The 18,705-nt window shown below is 58.5% G+C and carries 22 protein-coding genes; 7 read left to right on the top strand and 15 right to left on the bottom strand.

What is annotated here, in order from left to right; translation table 11 throughout:
- Window positions 1–25 precede the first annotated feature (25 nt).
- The 5 genes from AMM41_RS14610 to AMM41_RS14590 all read right to left on the bottom strand — a co-directional run bounded on the left by AMM41_RS14610 (window position 26) and on the right by AMM41_RS14590 (window position 5,290).
- A complete protein-coding gene (locus AMM41_RS14610; RefSeq protein WP_089960306.1) occupies window positions 26–2,362 on the bottom strand; it encodes a flagellar hook-basal body complex protein in 2,337 nt (778 codons plus the stop codon).
- A 57-nt stretch (window positions 2,363–2,419) separates the two neighbouring features.
- A complete protein-coding gene (locus tag AMM41_RS14605; RefSeq protein ID WP_089960303.1) occupies window positions 2,420–3,109 on the bottom strand; it encodes a flagellar hook assembly protein FlgD in 690 nt (229 codons plus the stop codon).
- 14 nt (window positions 3,110–3,123) lie between these two features.
- Window positions 3,124–3,549: a flagellar basal body rod protein FlgC gene (flgC, locus tag AMM41_RS14600; RefSeq protein WP_089960298.1), complete on the bottom strand. Its 426-nt coding sequence runs from the start codon at window positions 3,547–3,549 to the stop codon at window positions 3,124–3,126.
- A gap of 2 nt (window positions 3,550–3,551) precedes the next feature.
- Window positions 3,552–3,941 (bottom strand): flagellar basal body rod protein FlgB, encoded by a 390-nt coding sequence (gene flgB, locus AMM41_RS14595; RefSeq protein WP_089960292.1) that lies wholly within the window; start codon window positions 3,939–3,941, stop codon window positions 3,552–3,554.
- A gap of 206 nt (window positions 3,942–4,147) precedes the next feature.
- The gene (locus AMM41_RS14590) at window positions 4,148–5,290 is read right to left on the bottom strand and encodes a hypothetical protein (RefSeq protein WP_089960287.1); all 1,143 of its coding nucleotides are present in this window, start codon (window positions 5,288–5,290) and stop codon (window positions 4,148–4,150) included.
- A 65-nt stretch (window positions 5,291–5,355) separates the two neighbouring features.
- Between AMM41_RS14590 and flgA the strand changes: the two genes are divergently transcribed.
- From flgA to AMM41_RS14575, 3 genes are all read left to right on the top strand, one after another.
- Window positions 5,356–6,162, top strand: a complete 807-nt coding sequence (gene flgA, locus AMM41_RS14585) for a flagellar basal body P-ring formation chaperone FlgA (RefSeq protein WP_228769294.1) — start codon at window positions 5,356–5,358, stop codon at window positions 6,160–6,162.
- Between the two features lie 121 nt (window positions 6,163–6,283).
- A complete protein-coding gene (gene flgM / locus AMM41_RS14580) occupies window positions 6,284–6,586 on the top strand; it encodes a flagellar biosynthesis anti-sigma factor FlgM (protein ID WP_089960282.1) in 303 nt (100 codons plus the stop codon).
- Window positions 6,579–7,025 carry a hypothetical protein gene (locus tag AMM41_RS14575; protein WP_089960278.1) on the top strand — a complete coding sequence of 149 codons (447 nt, stop codon included), beginning with the start codon at window positions 6,579–6,581 and terminating at the stop codon, window positions 7,023–7,025. The genes flgM and AMM41_RS14575 overlap by 8 nt, the downstream gene beginning before the upstream one ends.
- Window positions 7,026–7,999: 974 nt before the next feature.
- Here AMM41_RS14575 and AMM41_RS14570 read toward each other — a convergent pair.
- The 5 genes from AMM41_RS14570 to AMM41_RS14550 are packed head-to-tail and all read right to left on the bottom strand — an operon-like array spanning window position 8,000 to window position 11,787.
- Window positions 8,000–8,293 (bottom strand): EscU/YscU/HrcU family type III secretion system export apparatus switch protein, encoded by a 294-nt coding sequence (locus tag AMM41_RS14570; protein ID WP_089960275.1) that lies wholly within the window; start codon window positions 8,291–8,293, stop codon window positions 8,000–8,002.
- Window positions 8,290–9,423 (bottom strand): hypothetical protein, encoded by a 1,134-nt coding sequence (locus AMM41_RS14565; RefSeq protein WP_089960271.1) that lies wholly within the window; start codon window positions 9,421–9,423, stop codon window positions 8,290–8,292. The genes AMM41_RS14570 and AMM41_RS14565 overlap by 4 nt, the downstream gene beginning before the upstream one ends.
- A gap of 19 nt (window positions 9,424–9,442) precedes the next feature.
- The gene (locus tag AMM41_RS14560; RefSeq protein WP_089960268.1) at window positions 9,443–10,009 is read right to left on the bottom strand and encodes a LysM peptidoglycan-binding domain-containing protein; all 567 of its coding nucleotides are present in this window, start codon (window positions 10,007–10,009) and stop codon (window positions 9,443–9,445) included.
- Window positions 10,010–10,039: 30 nt separating this feature from the next.
- Window positions 10,040–11,329: a hypothetical protein gene (locus AMM41_RS14555; RefSeq protein ID WP_194944803.1), complete on the bottom strand. Its 1,290-nt coding sequence runs from the start codon at window positions 11,327–11,329 to the stop codon at window positions 10,040–10,042.
- A 44-nt stretch (window positions 11,330–11,373) separates the two neighbouring features.
- Window positions 11,374–11,787, bottom strand: a complete 414-nt coding sequence (locus AMM41_RS14550) for an LPP20 family lipoprotein (RefSeq protein WP_228769293.1) — start codon at window positions 11,785–11,787, stop codon at window positions 11,374–11,376.
- On the opposite strand from AMM41_RS14550, the gene AMM41_RS21965 reads away from it, so the two are divergent.
- Together AMM41_RS21965 and AMM41_RS14545 are read left to right on the top strand one after the other, a co-directional pair.
- Window positions 11,771–12,013 carry a hypothetical protein gene (locus tag AMM41_RS21965; protein WP_194944813.1) on the top strand — a complete coding sequence of 81 codons (243 nt, stop codon included), beginning with the start codon at window positions 11,771–11,773 and terminating at the stop codon, window positions 12,011–12,013. The genes AMM41_RS14550 and AMM41_RS21965 overlap by 17 nt on opposite strands.
- A gap of 183 nt (window positions 12,014–12,196) precedes the next feature.
- A complete protein-coding gene (locus AMM41_RS14545; protein WP_089960534.1) occupies window positions 12,197–13,471 on the top strand; it encodes a sigma-54 interaction domain-containing protein in 1,275 nt (424 codons plus the stop codon).
- An 11-nt stretch (window positions 13,472–13,482) separates the two neighbouring features.
- Here AMM41_RS14545 and AMM41_RS14540 read toward each other — a convergent pair whose 3' ends face one another.
- The 4 genes from AMM41_RS14540 to AMM41_RS14525 form a co-directional block, all read right to left on the bottom strand.
- Complete coding sequence (locus AMM41_RS14540; protein WP_089960257.1) at window positions 13,483–13,980, bottom strand: hypothetical protein; 498 nt, start codon at window positions 13,978–13,980, stop codon at window positions 13,483–13,485.
- A gap of 77 nt (window positions 13,981–14,057) precedes the next feature.
- The gene (locus AMM41_RS14535; protein WP_089960253.1) at window positions 14,058–15,023 is read right to left on the bottom strand and encodes a flagellar motor protein MotB; all 966 of its coding nucleotides are present in this window, start codon (window positions 15,021–15,023) and stop codon (window positions 14,058–14,060) included.
- Window positions 15,023–15,886 (bottom strand): flagellar motor stator protein MotA, encoded by an 864-nt coding sequence (gene motA, locus AMM41_RS14530; RefSeq protein ID WP_089960250.1) that lies wholly within the window; start codon window positions 15,884–15,886, stop codon window positions 15,023–15,025. Before motA ends, AMM41_RS14535 begins: the two co-directional genes overlap by 1 nt.
- A 15-nt stretch (window positions 15,887–15,901) precedes the next feature.
- Window positions 15,902–16,099 (bottom strand): hypothetical protein, encoded by a 198-nt coding sequence (locus AMM41_RS14525; protein WP_089960245.1) that lies wholly within the window; start codon window positions 16,097–16,099, stop codon window positions 15,902–15,904.
- Between the two features lie 72 nt (window positions 16,100–16,171).
- On the opposite strand from AMM41_RS14525, the gene AMM41_RS14520 reads away from it, so the two are divergent.
- Window positions 16,172–17,098 carry a GNAT family N-acetyltransferase gene (locus tag AMM41_RS14520; RefSeq protein WP_089960241.1) on the top strand — a complete coding sequence of 309 codons (927 nt, stop codon included), beginning with the start codon at window positions 16,172–16,174 and terminating at the stop codon, window positions 17,096–17,098.
- 8 nt (window positions 17,099–17,106) lie between these two features.
- Entirely contained in the window at window positions 17,107–17,517 is a 411-nt protein-coding gene (locus AMM41_RS14515) for a surface-adhesin E family protein (protein ID WP_228769292.1), read from the top strand.
- A gap of 251 nt (window positions 17,518–17,768) precedes the next feature.
- Here AMM41_RS14515 and AMM41_RS14510 read toward each other — a convergent pair whose 3' ends face one another.
- A complete protein-coding gene (locus tag AMM41_RS14510; RefSeq protein ID WP_089960236.1) occupies window positions 17,769–18,698 on the bottom strand; it encodes a hypothetical protein in 930 nt (309 codons plus the stop codon).
- Window positions 18,699–18,705 lie beyond the last annotated feature (7 nt).

Raw genomic sequence — 18,705 nt, 5'->3', positions numbered from 1 at the left:
TTGCAGTCAGGGGAGATTCAGGGCTTCAAGAACGGATGTTGATGATGGCGCTGGTCATGGTGGAACTGGTTTCAATGGCCTTGGCGTTGGCCTGGAAGTTGCGCTGCGCGGTGATCAGGTCCACCAGCTCTTGGGTCAGGTCCACGTTGGCGCGTTCGGTGGCACCGGCTCGCACGGAGCCGAAACCGGCTGAGCCGGCCTCGCCGATCTTGGCTGCCCCTGAAGAGGCATCGGCCAGATAGCTCGCATCACCGACTTGGCGCAGACCCGAAGGGCTGGAGAAGTTGGCCAGCACGATCTTGCCCAACGACGCTTGTGATCCGTTGGAATAGGTGGCGTTGACCAAGCCGTCAGGGCCAATGTTCAAACCCATCAGCTCACCCTCAGGTGCGCCGTTTTGACTTTGTGACAAGACGGCAAAGGGGGTGGAGTATTGGGTGGACTTGGTCAAGTCGATCGACATGGTCAGTGCACCCTTGCCGCCTTGCAAGAAAGTGGTTTCAAAAGGCAGTGAGGTCAAAGGCGAGACCGCTCTGCCGGCCAGGTCAAAGGTCAGCTCGCCGCGATCGAGGTACACGGGCCACCATTCGGTGGTGTCCGACAAACCTGCGACATCCTCGGTTTGAATGCCGTTTTTGACATACTGTGGCGCACCGTTTTGGGTGAACTGGGTCAACTTCTTCCAATCCGTGGTCGCGCCAAACTGCATTTCTGTGTTGGCCAAACCCCATTCGGCTGAACCGCTGACCTGAATGGCCGCGTCGTTGCCGGTGGTGGCTGTGCTGAAGCTGAGTTGTTTGGTTTGGGTGTCAAAGCCCACGGTGACGCCAGAAATCTTGCGGCCGGTATCGGGGTCCACGATCGCATTGATCCTGTCTTGCAAGGCCGTGGTGAAGGCGTCAATGTTGGTGTAGGTGGTGGGGAAGGGCAGCGAGATGGCGGCGGCAATGCCATCGACAGAGATCAAAAAGTCTTTGTTGGCCGAGGTGATCGCCACGCTTTTGGTCGAGTTGATGGTCAGGGCTTCACCGCGCAAGACTGCGGGCTCACTGGGCTTGCCGCGCAGGGCTTCCGAGGTGGATGCCACCACGGTCAGGTTGGCTGAGGGGGCCAATCCCATCAGGTCGATGGCTTTGGCGTTGGCGCCCGTGATGGCGATGCTGGACGTGTCACCGGTGGTGCCCGAGGCGATGGAGAAGCTGGCTGTGGCGGGGTCAAAGTTGACCGTGACGCCATAGCGTGCGTTTTTCTTGAACTCGTTGACGTCGAGGGTGGCGGCGTTATCGGGCGTGTCGGCCGATGAAGCGAGCAGGTTGTTGATGGCCGTTTCAAGGCGGGTCGCCAGGACCTGCGGGTTGGCGTCAGTCGCTTGTAAATCCAGGGTGATGGTTCGTGCCAGAGCGTCACCGTCGACATTGATGTCGAAGGTCAAAGGGCCCGTGACGTTTTGCAGTGCCCCACCCGTGAAGTTGGCCGCGGTCAAAGGACTGCCCAAGGCCGTGGCTGACTCAGAGGCGCGGACGTCGGTCAATTGGTCCAGCGAAAACATTTCGGTGGTGCCCGAGCTGGGCACCACACGCGGATCACCCTTGGGCAAGACGTCGCCGTATTTGTTGACAAACAACTGGCTGCCCAGGACATCGGTGGCTTGCTGCAGCGCCGGTTTGACTTCGGTGTCGCCCACAAAAAAGTAGGTTTGCCATTTGGCAAATGGGCTTTCGATCGAGGGGCTTTCGGTCTTGACGTAATACACCGATGCCAAGTAGCCGTTGCCGCCGCTGTCGTACACCGTCAGTGCGGTGCTTTTGTTGTAGGTGCTGGGCTTGGTGCGGTCAAAGTCAGCGTTGATCACGGCCGAGTCGGCGGGCAAGTTCAGGCCCAACTGGATTTTGGTGGTTTCCACCGCTTCGCCGATGGTTTTGGGCGGGATGGTCAGCACATTGAGGTTGGTCAGATCGGCTTTGCCCGACGAGTCCACCGAAGCGGCCATCAAGCGCTGGCCGGTGGCGTTGACCACGTTGTTTTGGTCATTGAGGGTGAAGGTGCCGTTGCGGGTGTAGACGTCTTGCAGACCTTCAGGCGTTTTGAGCGTGAAGAAACCGTCGCCTGTGATGGCCAGGTCCAGCGAGTTGCCCGATGTCGAGATGTTGCCTTGTGTGAATTCTTGGGTCACTTGCTTGAGCAAGACGCCCTGGCCAACGTTGCTGGACGACTTTTGCAGCGGGGAGGTCGAAAAAATGTCGCCAAAATCAGCCCTTGAGCGCTTGAAGCCCGAGGTGCCCACGTTGGCAATGTTGTTGGAGGTGACCGACAGCTGCGATGCGGCCGAATTCAGACCGGTGAGTGAGGTGTAGAAGGACATGGTGAAGGGCTCCTGAAATGCGCTGGGTGTGAAAGGGTTGGCAGGGGGCTGGCGGTGTTAACCGCCCACACGCTTGACGTCGGTCAGCAGCATGGTTTTGCCGCCATCGACTTCGACGCTGACACTGCCGTCTGCCGGGCTGGTGGAGATGGCCCGCACGGTGGACAAGGTGCTGACCGGGACTTTGACGGTTTGACCGTTCACGACGGCGGTGGCGCTCAATTGGTACAGGCCTGTGGGCACTGGGTTTTCTGCCGCGTCTTTGCCGTTCCACTGAAGGCTCATCGTGCCTGGGGTCTGGGGGCCTTCGATCATGTTTTTCACCAAGCGGCCTTGGGCGTCGTTCACCGTGATCTGTACGCCGCTGGCACCCATGGGCAGACTCAATGTGGCCTCCATCGATCCGCCAGCGGTGAGCTGGGTGGGGGTGTCGGTGATGGCCACTTTTTTGCCAATCAAGGCTGCACTGCCCAGCATGCGCTCGCTCGACATGGAGGTGACAAAACCGTCCAGCGAGGTCTGCATATTGGTCAATGCTTCGAGTTGGGAGAACTGCGCCAGTTGGGCCACAAAGGCTTCGTTCTTGACGGGCTCCAGCGGGTTTTGGTTTTGCAACTGGGCCGTGAACAAGGTCAGGAATTCCTGCTTGCCCATTTCTTCTTTGGTTTTCTTGGCTTGGTCTTTGACGTCTTCGTAACGCGAAACGTTTTGGAGCAAGCTCGATGAGGTGACGGTGTTGGTGGCCATGGGGTGCTTTCTGTTCAGGCCTTGGTGATGTCCAGCGTGCGCATCATCAATTGGCGTGCTGTGTTGATCACTTCGACGTTGTTTTGGTAAGACCGTGCCGCAGCCATCATTTCCACCATTTCAGTGACTTCGCTCACGTTCGATTGGTAGACGTAGCCGTTTTCATCGGCCATGGGGTTTTTCGGGTCGGAGACGCGCCGGGGTGGTGCGGCATCGTCGGCCATGCGCAAGACCTTGACGCCGCCCACATAGGACGCGCCACTGTTGGTCATCTCCGAGTCCATCAGGGCCTTGAAGATGGGGCGCTTGGCGCGAAAAGCATCTTGTTCGGTGGTCGACACCGTGCCGACGTTGGCCAGGTTGGAGGCGGTGGAGTTCATGCGGGTCAGCTGCGCGTTCAGCGCTGTGCCTGCAATACCAAAAATATTGTCCATGCTCATGTTCAGTCTCCTCGCAAGGCTTTGCGAATGCCGCTGACGCGGTTTTCCAGAAAATTCAGCGTCGCTTGGTAGTCGGCGGCGGCTTTACCGTAATTGGCTTGCTCCACGCTCATCTCGACGGTGTTGCCGTCAAATGAGGTGTTGAAGGGGATGCGGTAACGCATGCCATCGGGGTTGAGCTCCTGGCCCACTGCAAAGTGGCCTTTGTTCGTGACTTGCATGGCGGCACCCTGAAGTTGGGTCTCTTTCATCACGGCTTTGAAGTCGATGTCCCGCGATTTGTAGTTGGGGGTGTCGGCGTTGGCGATGTTTTGAGCCAACACTTCCAGGCGTTGACTTTTGACATTCAAGGCTTGTTCGTGCACGCCAAGTGCTTGGTTGAGCAAATTCATCTGAACTCCTGATGAGACGGTTCGAGGTTCTGGGTGGGCCAAACTTTTGACCCGATCGGCTCAAGTTGAGCCGCTTGACTTCGATATCAGCAAAATTGATGCCAACCTTGTTTGGTGGACTTTGCCTGCGGGGTGTGAGGCAAAAGCACACGGCAGCGGCAATTTGTGGTCACCGGCAAAGACCTGCGGCCATCCTTTGCCGCTGCTCAGCGCATGCCGGTGGGCGAGTTGCTGCCCACCTCGTTGTACAAACGCGCCACCTGGCTCTTGCCGGGCGCACCCAAGACAGCGGCAGCAGACGGCTTGGCGCTCATGGGCAGCAGCGCTTGAGTCAAGCTGTGCAGTCCAGCCAGGATCGAGTTGCGTGTGATCGGGGCCGCTGTGTCTTGGCCCACATGCAGGAAACGCGCTTGTGGCCCGGCAATGGGCAAGGGTGCATCGGGGCGGGTTTCCTGGCGGGCGGCGGGGGTCAACACCGTCAGGTACAAATCATCCAAACCCAGGGCTGGGCCTTGGCCGCGCAGACCGGCCTGCGAGAAATAACGGTCCACCAGGTCGAGCTGTTGCAGCAAACCCATGCCCAAAATGTCGCGGGGGTTGTCTTTGAAACCCACCGAGGCCGCACCCCGGTTGGGACCGTTGCAAAACTGGATGATGCCGTGGCAGTTGCCATTGCTCGCTTGCGGGTTCATGCCGCCACTCTCCATCAGGGTCAGGCGTGCAAAGTCATCGGGTTGAAAGTTGTAGCGTTTTGCCAGGGTCAGCACCTTGTCGCGCACCGCAGGCACTTCGGCTGCTGCAACAAAGCCTTTGGCCACGGCCCGCTCCAATGTGCGATCCAAAATCGGGTGGCCTGCGCTTCTGGCCGAAGCTTGGGTCCAGGTGACCGGTCGGGCAGCCAAGGCGTTGCGGGTCAAAGTGGCGGCAGCGGGTGCAATGGACGCATTCAGTTTGTTCAGTGCCTGGGTGCTGCGGGCATTCAAATCCAGCGGCCCAAAGGACTCGGCTCGGGCCAGGTCGGGCATCTGTAAGGATGAAAAATCAATTTTTTGACCCGTCTGGATCACATTGGGGTTCGCGATGTCATTGCGAGCGGCCACTTGGTGCGCCAGTCGCATGGCCTGGTTTTCTGAAATTGGCAGTTGGTTTTGCCGGTAATGGGCCTTGACCAGACCAATCAAGGTGTCGCCCGTTTGGACTTGCACGAACCCTGGACGCTGGGTCTCTTGGGACATCACCTGTCCAAACGCGAGCGAGGGTCTGGACGAGGGCTGTGACTCGTTCCTGCCGGTCTGGATGGCAGGGTTCAGCGCGGGCAGGGTGTTGGATGAGGGCGGCAGCTGGGTCATGTCAGAGTGTCTTGTTCTGTGGTGTGTTGAAGCCTGGTCTCGTTTTTGCTTGGCATCTGGAAATCATGAACAACGTCAAAACTTCCACACCCATGAACGCCTTCAAGCAAATGCTGTGCCGACTTCTGGATCAGATGGCCCTTTGGTGTTGGTGTTGGGCTGCCTTGTTGTGTTGTTTCAGCGTCAGTGTTTGGGCCAACCCCCGTGCACAGCCTGAGACCCCGGCCGCCGTCCTGCAAAAAGCGGTGGTCGATTGGTCTGCACAAACCCAAGCGGTCGATCCAGACAAGGTGGTGATGGCCCCGCTTGACCCTCGCCTGCAAGTGAGAGCCTGCAGCAGCCCCTTGGCGATGGACCTGCCCTTTTCAAGTGCCGAAACTGTCCGCGTTCGCTGCGCCGACCCCGCCTGGCAGCTGTATGTGCGGGTGAGCTTGCCCGCTCGGGTGCCCGCCCAGGCCCCGGTACAGGCCGCCGCCAAGCCCCCCGAAAAACGCCAAGTGCTGGTGGCCACCATGGCGCTGCATCGGGGCATGAGCTTGAGCGCTGAACATGTCCGGGTGGCCGAGCTGGATGCGCAAGGTCTGCCCGCCAAAGTGCTGGAGCAGGTGTCACAAGTGAAATACGTTGAGCTACTGCGCGATGTGCGCCCTGGCACCCCCTTGAGCAGCCAGGATCTGCGCCCCATGGTGTTGGTCAAAAGAGGCCAGATGGTCTTGATGTCGATCGGACAAGCCCAGGGTTTTCAAATCTCGGCCCGGGTCGAAGCCCAACAAGACGGTCGCTATGGCGAACAGATCAAACTTAAAAACAGCGAATCAGGCCGAATACTGACCGGAATGGTCAAAGGCCCCAACTTGGTCCAAGGCCTGTGAGGCCGCGGCCTGTTTAATTTTTCAAAAACGATTTTCGAGCTCAAGATTTAGAATCTACCGTCGAATCTGATGGAGAGCGATGTCTAAGCTCACTGACCATAAAACAGAAAAGAGAACCTACATGACGGATCCCATCTCCAGTTTTCGCCGGGTTGCCCAAATGGACTCGTCCAACCGCCAAATGTCTGCCAAGGGCCAGGAAGGCGCTGTAGAAGCCACGCCCGAAGTCCGCGTCGCACCTTTGTCGCCTCAGACTGATGAAGTTCAACTGAGCGCCCTGGCACAAAAAGCCATGCAAGAGCCCGAATTTGACCGCGCCAAGGTCGAGGCCATCAAACTGGCGATCCAGCAAGGTCAGTACCACATGGACTCTCGCCGGATTGCTGAAAGCTTCATGGCTTTGGAAAAAATGATCAATGAGTGACGCCGGCATGAGCACCCAGCTGCCCGCGCACGAGTTGACCGACACCCCTTCGGGCCGTCTCAGCACTTCCGTGCCCGTGGATGCGGCTCGCCTGAGCGAGTTGCTGGCCCAAGAGTTCGAATTGCTCAAAATCCGAAACATAGCTGGATTTGAAGCCCTGCAAGAAGAAAGAATCACGCTGCTTGAGCGGTTGGCTTGGGTGGCCGAGTGGGCGACAGCCCAATCCCCTGTCCCTCAGTTGTGGCAAGACCTTCAGCCTGGTTTGCAACAATGCAAACAAGACCATTTGCGCAACATCCAGTTGTTGCAGCGCCAACTGCAAGGGGTCAAGGGTGCCTTGCAAGCCCTCCAAGGCGAATCCAGCACCACGGTCGACCTTTACGACCGCATGGGCAAAGTGACACCCTGTCCGGTGGCTGGTCCCTTCCTCGACGCCTGAGCCCGCAGTGGCGCATTCCCTGTGTTGGACCTGAGGGTCAACACCCATACCACGACCCATCGCCCCGAGGGCGGGGCTCCCACAAAATGCAGGCAGCTCCCTGTAGGAGCGACGCCCTCGTCGCGATAAGCCTCGCAGACCACCAAGAATCGCCCCGAGGGCGGGGCTCCCACAAAATGCAGGCAGCCCCCTGTAGGAGCGACGCCCCCGTCGCGATAACCCCCGCAGACCAGCACCCATCGCCCCAAGGGCGGGGCTCCCACAAAATGCAGGCAGCTCCCTGTAGGAGCGACGCCCTCGTCGCGATAAGCCTCGCAGACCAAGACCCATCGCCCCGAGGGCAGGGCTCCCACAAAATGCAGGCAGTCCCTTGTAGGAGCGACGCCCTCGTCGCGAAAAGCCTCGCAGACCAAGACCCATCGCCCCGAGGGCGGGGCTCCCACAAAATGCAGGCATTCCCCCTGTAGGCGCGACGCCCCCGTCGCGAAAAGCCTCGCAGACCACGACCCATCGCCCCGAGGGCGGGGCTCCCACAAAATGCAGGCAGCCCCCTGTAGGAGCGACGCCCTCGTCGCGAAAAGCCTCGCAGACCACCAAGAATCGCCCCGAGGGCGGGGCCCCCGCAAAATGCAGTGCACTGTCCCTGTAGGAGCGACGCCCTCGTCGCGAAAAGCCTCGCAGACCACCACCCATCGCCCCGAGGGCGGGGCTCCCACAAAATGCAGGCAGCCCCCTGTAGGAGCGACGCCCCCGTCGCGAAAAGCCCCGCAGACCACCAAGAATCGCCCCGAGGGCGGGGCTCCCACAAAATGCAGGCAGTCCCCTGTAGGAGCGACGCCCCCGTCGCGATTGAGCCTCGCAGACCACCACCCATCGCCCCGAGGGCGGGGCTCCCACAAAATGCAGGGCACTGTCCCTGCAGGAGCGATGCCCTCTTCGCGATAGAGCCTCGCAGACCACTCCACCGTGCCGGGTCAAGAGGGGTCAAGGTGTCTGTTTTTTTCGTCACCAGGGCGCATGCCTTTGAGCCAATAAACCCACGACAGGATCACGGCCACAGCGGTGTAGAGCTCAGGGGGGACTTCCTTGTCCAGGTCGATTCGGCTGAGCAAGGCCAGCAAATGGGGGTCTTCGGACACATAGACGCCATGGCGCAGTGCCTCATTGATGATTTTTTGGGCCAGGTCGTCGTCGCCCTTGGCGGTGACGACCGGGGTTTTGCGCAGGCCGTATTCCAAGGCAATGGCTTGCTTGAGCGGCGTTTTCATGTCTTGATGTCCAGCAAGCTGCCGGTTGCTGGAGGGTTCCAGGTCACGGGTTCGGTGGGGCCCGGTCCGTGAATGACCATCAGTCGAGTCATGTTCAATCCGGCACTGTCCAGCTCTTCTTGCAGATTGGGCGTGAGTTCCCGGGCGCGGTGCACCACATCTTCTCGCAGGGCCCACATGACCATGTCGACCTCGGTTTGTTGGTGGATGCGGGTTTGCAACCAGATTTCGCCCAAGTCCCGGTTGCGTGTGTGCAGGTGAATGACCAGTGGCGGCTTGTCTTTGCCCATTTGGCGGCTGCGTACAAAGCGCAAGGCCACCGGTTCTGCATCGGCAAAGGGTAGCATCATGGACAGCACCCATTCACGGCCTGTCAGTGTTTCGGCGGCTGTGAGTTGGCGCGATTCGATGTCGTCCAGCGCTTCCTGTACCCGCCCCATTGCCTCGCTTGAGGTGCTTTGCAGCAGGCGCAGCAGTTGGCGCAGTCCGGTTTTCAGGTCCACCAGACCCTGGGCCTGACCTTGCGCGAGCAGGGCTTCGGTGGACAGCCCACTGCGCTGCAAGAGTTGCTTGAGTTTTTCGGGTGTCAGCTGGGCCATGTGGGGGCGCATGCTTTGCCATTGCTGAATGGCTGCCACTTCGGGGGCGGCGGGGTTGAGGCCTTGCAGCAAAGTGTCAAGTCCGCCAGGCCGCAGCAGTTGTGCCAGTGCAAGCATGTCTGGTGGCCGAAAGCTCAGTTGTTGCAGGCGACTGGGCACCTGCGCATCGGGCGGGACGCTGCCTGTACCCACGTTCAAACCTGCACGGTTGACGCCTTGGGCTGGCAGGGGGCGCAGCAAAATGGAGCCGTCGGCCTGCACCTGCACACGAAACAAGGCCGTGTCGCCCGCCGCCAGGCGCAGCCCTGTGGGCAGGTCTTTGGGCAAGTCAATGAAGCGTCCTGCTTGGGCGGGGTCTTGCAGCACCAAGCGCAGACGGTCCATGCGCGACTCGATGACCGCCTGGATGATCTGACCGTCGCGCAAACCCAGTTCGGCAGCGACACGCTCGACCACCAGAGGCAGCCGTCCCTCCCAAATCACGGTTGGGGTTTTGGGGCTCAGGTGGGCGGTTTCAGCCCCGGTGATCATTGGCTTGCCCGATCTGTGATCAGGGAAAGCGCACCCAACGCTTGGGTTCCTTGCTGTCTTGTTGGGTGGCGGCTCGCTCTGCATTGGGTCCGCCAACGTTGTTCAGCAAAGCCACTGAGGCAGGGTGCTGAGCGAGCAGCATTTGACGCAAAGCGGCCATGCTGGGCACCTGCAAAATGGTCCCGGTTCGCATCTGATGGGGTGCGCCAGACGGAAAGGCTTGGGGGTTCAGGGTGACGAAGGCTTTGCGCAAAAAATCGGGGTGCAAGGGGACATCGGGCAAAGCCCGCCGGATCAGTCGGTCCAGGGTTTCGCCGCGTTGCACGGTGACTGTGCCACTCACGGCGCTGGTGGGGGCCGACGTGCCAGCCATTGCCGTGTTCGCTGCGGCGGACCCAACCGACGGCTCCGCTGTCTGGCGCAAGTCGCCTGCTTGCTGGAAGACCGCTTGTGTGCCCAGCAGCGCTGTCAAGGCCAGGCTTGCGGTGTTGTCGGTCGACCAGGCCGGGTTCGATGCGGTGGCCAGGAGGCTGGCCAGAGCCAGCCAGGCGGCTTGACGAATGGGCGGTGAAGCGGCGTGGGTCATGGTGTCATTTCCGTAGCAAGGTGAAGGGGTTCACAAGGGAAGCGCCATCCAGGCACCTTGTGAGGCCAGGGCAGGGCCTGCCAGTTGCTGCAACTCGGTGCGGTTCCTGCCGACTTTGACCACTTGGGCCAAAGCCAGGTGCTGCGCCACACTGGACTCGAGCATTCGGCTGGGTACATGGCTGGGGTTCATCAACAAGACACGGTCACCGGGGCGAAGGCCACTGTCCAGGCCCGCTTGCAGCTCCAGGCCAAGGCTGGCGTTGCGTCGCACATGAAACTGTATGGGCTCGCATTCGGTGTGTTTGTCCAGCAAAACCACCCATTGGCTCATGTGGTTTTGCAGCTCGGTTTGCAGACCTTGGGCCCAGCTTGTGGGGTTTTGCCCCAGTGCCATGGGTGCCACCGAGATGGTTTGTGTCATTTGCCACTCAGGCTGCAGGCTTGAGCCAGGGTTGGTTTTTTGACCCAGTTTCAAGTGCAGTGTCCACCGCCACTCGGGCGCTTGGGTGCTTGAGTTCAAGCGTTCGGTCCATGAACTGGGCTGCGTTGCTGCAGGGGCGTGCGGCTGCAGGGAAAATTCGGCCACCCATCCACTGCGTACATCGTTGGGGCCTGTCAATAAAGCGCGCATGTAATGGTTTTCCACCTCAGGGGCTGGGGTGGAGGCCAGCGCTTGGGGGCTCCAACGCTGCGAGCTTTGCAGTTGCTTCGTCCAGGTTTGCTGTGCCATGTTCAGCAGGGTTTGGCTGGCAAATTGTTGGGGGCCACTGAATCCGCTCAGATCAAGGGCCTGAACGCCCACAGGCAAACGCCAAGGATTGGGCGGAGCTTGGCAACTTTGAGTGGTGCCCACAGGCTTCCAGCCCCAGGGCAAGACTTCGGCGCTGACTAGGGGCTGGGGCTCATCGCCTTGCACATACTTGAGCACGCGTACACCCCGCACTTTGGCCTCGGAGTGGAAATGGGATGCTTCGTGCAGCGCCCCCTTGTCGTCCACCCAGGCTGAGCTGATCACGCGGGTTGGGCGGTCCAAGGTCGCGTCCAAAATGGCCTGGCGGATGGCCGATAACTGGGTTTCGTGTTCTTTTTGCGGGTGCGTCAGCGCGGTTTGATTCGCATTGGCAACGGGCTGTGACGCCATGCGCACAGCGCTCATGGCCACGGCTTTGGAGGCCAACTCAGCCGGGCTGAGGCTTTCGGCAGCGGCCATGGTCCCCAAGCAAGCCGTCAGCACGACAGCGCTGCGGCCAAGCCATGTCTTGGTCCAGCCAGCCTGGCCGGGCAGGGCAGGGCTTGGCAGTTCGGGGGTGCTCAGCATGGGGAATTCCAATCCGGGTTGGCTTTTGGTGTGTGGCGCAAAGATCAGCGACGGCGTGAGGCCATTTGGCCCAGGTACAGGGCCCGCAGGTCACGCACCACGTTCTGGTCCAGCGACATGGTGGTCTCGTAAGTGTCCTCACCCACCGGGGTGATGCTGACCATGGTGGCCCCATAAATGACGCCTTCAACTTTGGCGCGGAAGGTGTCGCTCATCACGGTCATGTCGGCCACGGTGGTGGCAGCGTCGAGTTGCTGGCCATAAACCTGCTCGGTCAACGAGCGGTAAGCGTCCAGTTTGGACGCCCGGATGGCCAAGAGGCGTTGCTGCGCCGGATTTTTGTGGTTCTGCACGCTGATGACGGCATAGCCTGTGGCCACCAGGGTTTCGCGCTTTTCGACCAAGGGCGTGATCATCGAGGTCGGCGGTGTGGGCATGACCGTGGCCTCTTGGCTCACGGTGTTCAAGGGTATGAAATGGCATCCAGCCAAGGCTAAGGTGGTCAGCAAGGCGGCTGTCAGTGATCGGCTAGGGGTCATTGTCCTTCTCCATGAACAGACACCTGCGCCTCACATCGTGGCGCTCAAAATGGTGTGTCTTGAAGGCTACATCGGCACCAAAACCCCCATCTTGAGCCGATGGGGCCAATTTTTTCAGATGTTTTTTATGAGTATTTTCAAATGATAAATTTATAGATTTATAAATTGAAAATCAAATTTCAAGGTTAAAAATTGCTAAATTTGCTCTTAACGTTTAAAAGTCAATCAATTTAAAAATAATGGCAATTTTTTTATTTACCTATAAGATTTGATCAACATCAATACAAGTCCTCATGGTCAATGGACTCCCACCCGTTACTTGAACACCATGAAAGTCACTCTAAAACCCCAAATTCTTGGACCCAGCCGTGCCACGCAGTTTCTGCGAGAGCTGATCCAGACCTTGTCAACTTCTTCATCGACCGCTTTGGTCACCGGTGAGAGTGGGACGGGCAAAGAGCTGGTGGCGCAAGCGCTGCATGCACAAGGGCCGCGATCCGCAGGGCCCTTTGTGCCCATCAATTGCGGGGCCATTCCTCGTGACTTGATTGAAAGCGAACTCTTCGGTCATCGCAAAGGTGCCTTCACCGGGGCCGTGGCCGACCGTTTGGGGCGCTTTGAGTTGGCCCATGGTGGCACCTTGTTTCTGGACGAAATCGGCGACCTGCCCATGGACATGCAAGTCAAGCTGCTTCGTGTTTTGCAAGAACGCTGCATCTTGCCCGTGGGGGGCTCGCGTGAGGTGCCGATCGACGTGCGCGTGGTGGCCGCCACCCACAAAAATCTCGAAGCAGAAGTGGCTGCGGGGCGCTTCCGTGAAGACCTTTACTACCGCATCAACGTGCTGCCCATCACCACCACGGCACTGCGCGAGCGGCCTGATGACGTTGCTTGCTTGCTGGCTTTTTATGCCGACAAGCATGTGTTGCCCGGTCAGCGTCCTTTGAAATTTGCGCCCGACATGCTGAAATTGCTCCAAGCCTACGCATGGCCTGGCAATGTGCGTGAACTGTCCAATTTGGTGGACCGTTTTTCGACCTTGTTTCCATCGCAAACTTTGCATGTGCACACGGTGCCCGCCTGCATGATGCCCTCGGGTCTGGCTGTTTTGCAGGCCCAACGGCTGAACCCGGTGTCGACGGTTTTGCCTGTGTTGCCCACCCCCTTGGCGGCCCCCGTCGACGCACGACCCAGCAACCCGGTTGTTCAGGTTTTTGCTGTGGATGAAGCCAGCGGTGCACCTGCTGATCCAGCATCGGCCAGCCCTTGGGATGAGAGCGACCCGCTGATCCAGTTTCTGGGCGGTGGCGATGAGGTGCGCAGCCCTTCGGACATTTCCGCGATGCCCCCCATGGCCTTGTCGGCTTCGAACGACGAAATGAGCACGGTCGAAGAAGTCATCTTGTTGGCCCAAGGCATTCAGATGCTGCCGCCCGATGGCATCTCGATCAAGCAGCACCTGATCGACATCGAGCGCACCTTGATCGAGCAAGCCTTGAACCGCACCCAAGGCAATGTGTCTCAAACGGCCAAACTTCTGCAATTGCAAAGAACCACCCTGATCGAAAAAATCAACAAGTACGAGTTGCGTGGATTTGCCTGAGATCTCTTTTTTCAGAAGGGCGGTTTGATCACTTTGGCGCAAGTGCCTTTGATGAGGTTGACTTTGCGCCCGTCACTGATACTCAGGGATTGAACAAAACTGCCTGTTTTGCGGTCCAAAACAAACTCTTCGCCAGTGATCATGACGCCAAAGCGCTGGAACATGGCCGGGCGATAAACTTTCAGTCGTGTGCCCATCAGCTGCAGGGTGCCTGTGCGGCTTTCAGAGATGCTGATCTTGCCTTGGTACCAGCCTGATTTTTTCTCAAAATCAATCTGAGCCATGGTGATTCTGGAGGGCTCGTTTTCTTTGATGCCCAAAGCCAGTTGACCGTCCAGATCCAGATCCAGTTCACAAATCAGATCCATGACCCCTTTGCTGTCTCCAGGCATGCTTTGGGCCGTCAATTCGGGCTCTGGACGGCTGTCCCCCATGAGGTGCACCAGCCCCCAGATGCCGCCCATGATCAAAAGACCCATGGCGATGCCGATTGCAATATTTTTGAACATGGGAAACCTTTAAAAGGTATGGGTTGATGGGCCCAAGCAGTTTGTCATCTTGACATGGCTTTAACGCATCGACCAGATCACTGGTTGAGCACCGTGATGCTGACGCGGCGGTTGCGCGGGTCTGCAGGATTGCTCGGCACTTTGGGGTTGGTATCGGCGACGCCTTCGATGCGAGAAAACCGATTGGCGTTGATGCCCTGAGATTGCATGAACTGCCGCGTGGCATCCGCCCTCTCGGTCGACAAGCTCCAATTGTTGCGCATGCTGTCAGGTGCGAATCCCATGCTGTCGGTGTGTCCACGGATGGACAATTTGTTGGGCAGTGGTTTGAGCGATTGGGTCACTTCGGCCATCAGGGCAGCGGCTTTGTTGCTCATCACTGCGCCGCCCGAGGCGTACATGGCGAAGTCGGCCTTGTCGATGACTTCAATGCGCAAGCCGTCCTTTTCGCGCGTGATGCTGACTTGGTCCTTGATTTTTTCAAACTGTTGACTTTCAGACAGTTTCTGCTTGAGGTCCTTTTCGACCTTGTCGAAATTTTCCTTGTCTTGTTTCTGGCTCGGTGTGCCGGTGCCGCTCTCTTTGCCGGGGTCTTGCTCGGAAGGGCCGTCTTTGTTGTTTTCTTCCTGAGACGAGCCAAAGCTCTCGCCTGGGCCACCTTGGGCCTTGGGCGTCAAGCGCTCCAGCATCGCTGTTTGTTTGGCGGAGAAAGGAAAACCATCGGGGTCGATGATGGACTTGCCGCCGAACAAGCCGTTGGAGCCTGCCATTTCGCCAAACACGATCTGGCTGTGGGAGGAGGGCCTGAAATAGTCGGCCACGCTTCTGCGCTTGTCTTCGTTGTTGGCACCCAAAAGCCACATCAACAAGAAGAAAGCCATCATCGCCGTCATCATGTCGGCCAGGGCGATTTTCCAGGCACCACCATGGGCGCCTGCATGACCCTCTTCGACAATGATTTTGCGAATGATGGGCCGAACGACCGGCGAAGCAGCCGCCGCTGGATCGGTGGCAGCAGGCGCTGCATTTGCTGCTGTGGCCATCAGGAACCTCGCATGCCGTCAAAGACTTCGGAGAAGCTCGGTTGGCAGTGGTGAGAGATGCAGGCCCGGGCTGATTCGATCACCAAGGGTTGTGGATGCCCCTTGAGGTTGGCCACGATCATCTCTCGGATCACGTCGAACATTTGCGAGTCTTCGTTGATGATTTGGGTCAGCCGCCCGGCAAAGGGCTCAAACATGCCGTAGGCCAAAAACACGCCCATCAAGGTCCCCACCAGCGCAGCGCCAATCAGCGCACCGAGGACAGGTGGGGGTTGGTCAATTGCACCCATGGTCTTGACCACACCCAACACGCAGGCCACGATGCCCAGTGCGGGCAAACCCCCTGCAATACTGGCCAACGCACCGGGTGCCAACAAGGCTTCATGGTGGTGCACCTTGATGGCTTTTTTCATCAAGTCGTCCAAAGCATCGGCGTCCAGGTTGCCCTGTGAGATCACCATCAATCGAAGGGGATCACAAATCATCTGAACAATGGACTTGTCTTTTGACAATTTGGGAAATTCCCCAAAAATCGGGCTGGAGTCGGGGTTCTCGACGTGCGATTCCAGGGCCACAACCCCCTCTTTTTTCATCACGTTTTGCAGTTTCCCAATCAAGAGCATCAGGGCCAGGTAATCCGCCTGATGCCATTTGGGTCCCTTGATGCACTGACCAATGCCCGCCATGGCGGCCTTGAAGACAGGAAAGCTGTTGGCCACCAAAGAAGCGCCAATGGCCGAACCTCCGATGATGAGAAATTCGAAAGGTGCGGCTTTGATGATGGGGGCCATTTTTCCGCCAGCAAGGACGTAACCGCCAAAAACGGCACCAAAAACAACCGCTAAACCGACAAAGAAAAACATGGTGGCCCTTTAAGTCTAGACAATGCACCAAACACCGATGCACCAACCCAGCGTCCATTGAAAAAAGAAGTCCAGCAAATTGCCCAGCAAAATGACAGGCAGACCCAAATACAGGGCTCCCCAAGTCCAACCCAACACGGTCAAGCGGGCTTTGGGAATGTCATGCCCCAAGATGGCATGTTCTTGAGGGGATGACGCGCTCTTTTTTTCCATAGACACCTCCATTTATCGGACTCAAATGGGTTATCTTGAGTTGAATTTGATAAATTTGCCAAGAATTACGATATGGATGTGAAATGGGAGTCTCTGTCTCAGGCCGATTGGGAAGAATTTCATTCGTCCCAGCGCGGCGCTTTGCAGCAGGCGTGGATTTACGGTGAGGCCTTGACTTCATTGGGGGTGAGCATGGCGCGGGCCATGGTTTGGCAAGATGGCCAACTGGTGGCGATTGCCCAATTCATGTGCAAAAGGGTGCTTGGCTACATCTCTTTGGCCTCTTGCACACGGGGTCCGATTTTTCATCCCGATCTCAGTCCCGCTGATCGTGCGGCCATCTACAAGCGCTTGCGCCAATCGGTTCCAGTGCCGCACTTGAAAGTGCCCTTGTTTTCGCCAAATTGCTCGGGCGAACAACTCGATCCAGTGGAAACCCGCGGCATGTCACGGGTGATGACCGGTTATTCCACCGTGCTGCTCGATTTGACCCAAGCACTGAGCACTTTGAAGGCTCAGCTTGAGGGCAAGTGGCGCAACCGCTTGAACAAAGTGTTGGCCAATGTGAAGCTGCAAGTGCATGTGCAAGCGAGCTTGAAGCGCTGTGACTGGCTGCTGGGCCAGGAGCTCGCCCAGCGCGAGGCCAAAAAATTTCATGGGCTGCCCACCGATTTTGTGAAGGCCTATATCGCCTGTGCTGCCGACCACCGTCAGGCTTTTGTGGTGGCCTATGCCGAGCTTGGCAAGAACACCGTGGGCGGCATGCTCTTTCTGATTCACGGCCGGGTTGCGAGTTACCATGTGGGTTGGTCTGACGAAGAAGGCCGACGGCTCAATGCCCACAATGCCTTGCTCTGGCAAGCCATGGCTTACCTCAAGGACATGGGCATTGAGGTGCTTGATCTGGGGGGCGTCAATACCCACGATTTACCCGGCATCTCACGCTTCAAATTGGGCGCAGGCGGTCAACCTATCACCTTCGCGGGAACTTATTTTTGAGAGCAAACATGACGATGCCAGTTTTTTCATTGCGTGGTGTGGTCCGGTGGGGGCTGTGCTGTGCAGGCTTGCTCAGTGGCTTGGTTCCCTTGGCAGCACAGGCTTGGACCCGCATGGGCGAAACCCCGGAAGTGGCGCTTTACGTCAACCGCAATGCCATCGAGCGGGAAGACAGCATTCGCAGGGTCTGGGAAATGCAGGACCTGAAAACACCCGACGCTGAAGGGGTGCGCTCCAGACACTATCTGAACGAATACGACTGCACCTACAAAATGCACCGTTTGGGCCAGATGACCAGCTACGCCGGTCCCAAAATGACAGGTGAAAAACTCGCCAATGTCAAAGAAATGGGCTACTGGCGAAAGATCCCGCCCAATGGTGTTTTTGTGCTGACTTACATTGCCGTGTGCATCGAGTAAGCTTTTTTGTGGCGCATGGGTGCCCGTGGCACTGGCAGCCTCGGTGCGCTTCGATCAATCACCCTGCGCTGCATCGCGCGTGGCCCGTCTTGGAAGCCCCCTGACCTGGGGGCTTCACCGCACAGGGCCAACAGCCGTCAGCGCCTCAACCGCAGCCCCTACCCACAGCCCACAGCCCACAGCGACGCCGCTGCAGGGCGCGCGCTGCATGACAAACGGATGGGCAACAAGGGATCAGCACTGTGGCTGATTCATTTGGGTGCCGTGAGTTGCGGTGTGGCGTCGCCTGGGGCTTTGGCGGGGGTCACCCTTGGAAATTGGACCGCCTTGTCGCGGTTGCTGGCCGCGTTGTTTTTCTGAAGGTTTTCAAGGTAGCGTTCTTTTTGCAAGGTGACCAGGGCTTCGACGTCGCGGTTGAGTTTGTCCACGTTGCCCACAGCACCCTTGAGGGCTTTGACTTCGTTGCCCAGGGATTGAACGGCGCTGGCCTGGGTCTGCAATCGGCTGTTCATGGCTTGGACTTGCTTGAGCAAGTTGTCGCTGCTGGCGGCGACTTGTTTGGCGGTTTCACCGGGCACGCTTTGGACCATGGTTTCAGATTTTTTCATGGCTTCGTTGATGCGTTGCTCAATGAGGCCTTGCGATTTGGCTTGTTCAGCTTGCAGGGCATTGAGGCTTTCGATGCTGCGGTTGATGACGTCGAGCGATTCGAGTCCACCGTTGAGGTCGACGACGCGTTTGCCCACGGCCAACATCATGCTGTCGAGTTGGTTGATGCGGCTGTTCATGCGAACGCCCATGACCAAAAAGAAGACCAGGCAGATGATGAGCAGGCCGCTGGTGCCTCCGAGCAGCCAGAGGGCTTTTTTGTGGCCGACTTCGGTCAAGGTTTTGAATTCGCTGGTGACCTTGTGCATGTTCCGGCTGGCCGCGGCGGCGGCCTCGGCGGACTTGCTGGCGATGTCGGCGGAGTCGAGCACGGCGTGGGCCAGTGCTTGGTATTGCTGGTAGGCCAAGTCGTCGAGGGGCACGTCCACTGGCGGCCTTGTCTCCGTCGGGGCCACGATGGGGGCCGCAGGTTTTGCAGCACTTGGCTTGTCTTCGGCCGGCGCGTCAGGGATGTCGGCGGCGGGTGCATCCATCAGGATGGGTTCTGTCGGGGTGAATTCTTTGTCGCTCATGGTGGGT

Origin of the sequence: Limnohabitans sp. 2KL-3, assembly GCF_001269405.1 — a bacterium.
Taxonomy (GTDB): domain Bacteria; phylum Pseudomonadota; class Gammaproteobacteria; order Burkholderiales; family Burkholderiaceae_C; genus Limnohabitans_A.
This window is presented reverse-complemented; position numbering and strand designations above follow the sequence as displayed.